We start from the raw sequence: 3,788 nt of genomic DNA, 5'->3' as shown, positions 1-3,788 counted from the left end.
CGTTGGAACTGTTGTGAATTGCTTTCAGTTCCTTAATTTTATGGATAATTCGCAGGATTGAGAACGTTACTAAAGGCGGTGGTATTGTTGTGAATTGCTTTCAGTTCCTTAATTTTATGGATAATTCGCAGGATACTTGATGTAATAGGCTGGTATCCTGTTTTTTATGATGTAATACACAAACATTAAAAAACATCCCTAAAGTCCCCTCAAGGGGACAAACGTTAAGATTAAAACAATTCTAATTGTTGGCTTGGAGGTTCAGGCTCTACTTCTTTTTGGCCGTGAAATAATTCCATCATTCCAAACTGTTTATCGGTAATCTGCATTACACAGACTTTTCCTTTTTTTGGCAAGGCCATTTTGGTGCGCTTAATATGTACGGCTGCATTTTCCCTACTCGGACAGAAGCGTGTATAAATGCTAAACTGAAACATGCCAAAACCGTCTTTTATCAATTTTTTTCTAAAGCCCGAGGCCGCTTTACGCTCTTGTCTAGTTTCAGTCGGCAGATCAAAAAATACAAGTACCCACATACACCTATATTGGTTTAATCGAGTTAAATATGATTCCATACATGTTTATGTATTTTAGTTTAAGGCCTCTGTTTTGTCATTCCGCAGGTATTGCAGAATCCATTTTTTATCCTGTAAAAACCTCTAGAGACGATTGAAATTCTGGATATAACAATTTTCGCCTACTACCCTCAAAACATTCAAAAAGACTCGTTGTAGTTCTACTCATCGCATTCATCAAAGGACTACGTTTCCCATCTATAACCACATCCATAGCAGGAATCATCAATAAATCAGATTTAATATTAGTATTAAGCTCATCTAAATTGCAACCGGTCTCCACAATATCATAGACCAAAGCATCTACAAAGGGTCGGTAGGGTTCCATAACATCGTCTGCCAAACAAAAGGCATTGTACTTGTTATGATGGAAAATACCAACCGATGGTAACATACCGCTACTTACCAATGCTCTAGCGGCTACTGCTCGTAAAATGGCGTAGCCATAATTGAGTAAATTATTGGGTGCTATACCTTTTTGGTTGCGGCTAAAACCATCTATATCAAATAAATTTTGAAAATAAAACGCAGCTGCAATAGCTTCTTGATTGTCTAAATCGCCACTCTTCACTTCTTTTACGTAGCGTTTTAAGCGTAGTGCGTTTTTGTCTCGCATTAGAAAATGATTGGCTTGATTATCTATTTTAGCAATCACCGTTTGTTGCCAAAGGTTCTTTTTTAAGGGTATGCTAGCATTCAATTGGTAGCGCATACGTTCAGTTTGTTCGCTATGACCCGTTAGTGGTTGTAAAAGTGAACAGGGTAAATGTTGTTGGTCGCAGGTAATCACTGCGGTTTTATTTTCTACTAACTTTCTCAGTAATCCGTTGGTAATGGTAATTTGAGGGTCTTCCAATACTACATAGCCCAAATCTTCAATAGGTATCGTTTTCTCATCGTTGCTGTCAGGATATTTTAATAGCAATTGGTCGTTTTGGGTACTTAAATAGGCTGGATTTCCGAAAAATAGCGTGCGTTTTATCATATTAATATTCTCCTATTTGAACGATTTCTCCGATATGATTTATACGCAACTTTACGACTCCTCGCAGCGGCTCAGTACTTCTTACATTTATGTAGGCTAAATCTTTTAAAGTTTTATTTTCTTCAACAGTTGTCTCTAAATGATGCCTAAACATATAATTTTTCGTAGCTATTTTTTGAACTCTATACAAATTCGGGCTAATTAAACTGAAATTATTTTCATCCATTAAATCAACTTCATTTGGATTGAATCCATCCGAAGAAAAAACAAACATTTCGTTTTGTTTCATAGTAAATAGAAATTGCCAGCCTAAGTCTAGATTGTAAGATTTGTCTATAACCGGTAAATCTTGGTTTACCCGAATAACAGCCTCATAAAATGACACCACTTTTTCTTGAAGCTTATCGTCTTTATCCTTATAAATAGCAACATGATGATTATTACCTGTACTCACAAAATCCGCAGGTATATTAGAACCACTTGCATTAAAAATATCTTGTCCTAAATGGTCTTTTTTGTAATGCAACGGTTCGGCATTACTAACACCTGTAATAGTAACACGTTTAATAGAAATACCTTTAGATTCATTAAGCCAAATAGGTTTCTTTTCTAAATCTGAAAAAGCTTCTTTGGGTTTATTATTATGCTCTCTTAATCTATCTAAAAGTATTTGACGCGTCTTTAGATCCACAACTTTATTTAAAGCTTTTTCATCTTTAAAATTATCTGAATTAATATCTTTTCTAATCGTATATATTTCTTCAAAACACAATACTTCTTTTAAAGGTTCATTATTATAAAGTAATGGGTCTTTTTTTAAAGTTTTAGTATCAAAAGCAATCTCGTTTTTGTTATCGTATTTTTTTAAGTGGCTTAAAACGCTTTTGCGTTGTGGTACATTAATAATAAACTGGGCTTGGTCTATTGTAAAACGTTTACTGATTTTAGTCGGTTTTTCTTGTTGTCGTTTATTTTTTCCATAAACAGTTTCTTTATGTAGTTGACCTCTTGGTGTTAGTTGTAACTTTTTATGATAATTATCTTTTCCTTTGAGTTTGCTCTTATTAATGTTATTGGTAACGACTTTGTTTTTATTTTTAAAGGACACTAAAATCTGTTCTATGTGTACTTTTGCCTCTTTACGAAAGCTTGGCATTGGCTTTATAAACCTACGTTTACCATCTTCATTTTTGTGTGTAATTTTATTTTGAATATTAGAAATGACTTTATGCATTTCTAAACGTTCATCATTTCTAGCATTAAGGTTATTTAAATATTGAATATGATTATGCGTTGTAAAAGCAACAGTTAAAGCATCCATAGCATGATGACGATGGTCGTTACGTTTGCTCCAATCCTTTATTACTTCAACCTTTTTATTATTCTTTCTTACCTCTATTTCAGTCAATCCTAGAGCCTTGTATTTAGGCATATTAAGCTCTTTCATCACATTTATCAAATCCCAATCTTCACGAAGTTTACCAGTTATACTTCCAGATGTAGATAAGACAGCGCTAAATACCTCAAACAATAGTTGCTTAGCCTTTTTGGCTATGTATTGACTATTTCTTAAATCACGGTCAATAAAACCTTCTGGTAATTTAGACTGTGCTAATAATAATTTGTTGCGCTTCGCTTTCGAGATAGCACCTTTACCATTATTATATAGGCTATTAACGCGTTCTTTATAATTTTCTAAATCAGATTGATAATCGCTAGACATAAAATCAAAAGCGGTTCGGTTTGCTTTTTTAAGGTTAACGTTACGATAGGCTAAAGTTTTATTTGAAAATGAATCATCAAACAGCAACGCCTTTGGTATAATATGCTCTATATCTATTTATTTAGAAAATAGTTTTTCTTTAGGAATGTAATTATTTGTAAATAAGGATTTGTGTCCTCTAGTTTCTAATTCTAACCATAAACGATAGCGAATTACATCGTTTTTAGTAGGATTTGGAATACCAAAATCTTGAGTTATAGCTTTCTTAATATCTAAATTTCGTCTCGTAGCTTCTGCAATACCTCGCGTCATCTCTCCTCGTTCTTTCGCATTTTTTTTAAGTTCGCGTGCAAGTTCAATACGTATTTCGTCAGGTTTGCCGTAGGTGTCTATTATTTGATTAACGACATTAACCATTTGGTTCAATATTTTTTCTACTACAGGATTACGCAGACTATTCTTTTTCAACAAGTCTAACCTTGGTTTTAAAACTCTATGTTCTAAT

The 3,788-nt window shown here is 33.5% G+C and carries 4 protein-coding genes; all 4 read right to left on the bottom strand.

The annotated features are described in order from the left end of the window. Positions 1–230: 230 nt before the first annotated feature. Positions 231–536 (bottom strand): CRISPR-associated endonuclease Cas2, encoded by a 306-nt coding sequence (cas2, locus tag Q0800_RS11015; protein ID WP_299129533.1) that lies wholly within the window; start codon positions 534–536, stop codon positions 231–233. A gap of 106 nt (positions 537–642) precedes the next feature. Then, positions 643–1,560 carry a type II CRISPR-associated endonuclease Cas1 gene (gene cas1, locus Q0800_RS11010; protein WP_299129531.1) on the bottom strand — a complete coding sequence of 306 codons (918 nt, stop codon included), beginning with the start codon at positions 1,558–1,560 and terminating at the stop codon, positions 643–645. Position 1,561: 1 nt separating this feature from the next. Beyond that, a complete protein-coding gene (cas9, locus tag Q0800_RS11005; protein ID WP_299129535.1) occupies positions 1,562–3,394 on the bottom strand; it encodes a type II CRISPR RNA-guided endonuclease Cas9 in 1,833 nt (610 codons plus the stop codon). A 6-nt stretch (positions 3,395–3,400) separates the two neighbouring features. Next, the coding region (locus tag Q0800_RS11000; protein ID WP_299129529.1) for a hypothetical protein at positions 3,401–3,788 on the bottom strand (388 nt) is incomplete at its 5' end.

Source organism: uncultured Winogradskyella sp. (assembly GCF_937958655.1).
Classification (GTDB): domain Bacteria; phylum Bacteroidota; class Bacteroidia; order Flavobacteriales; family Flavobacteriaceae; genus Winogradskyella.
Note: the sequence above shows the minus strand (reverse complement) of the source record. Positions and strands in the feature narration are given on the sequence as shown.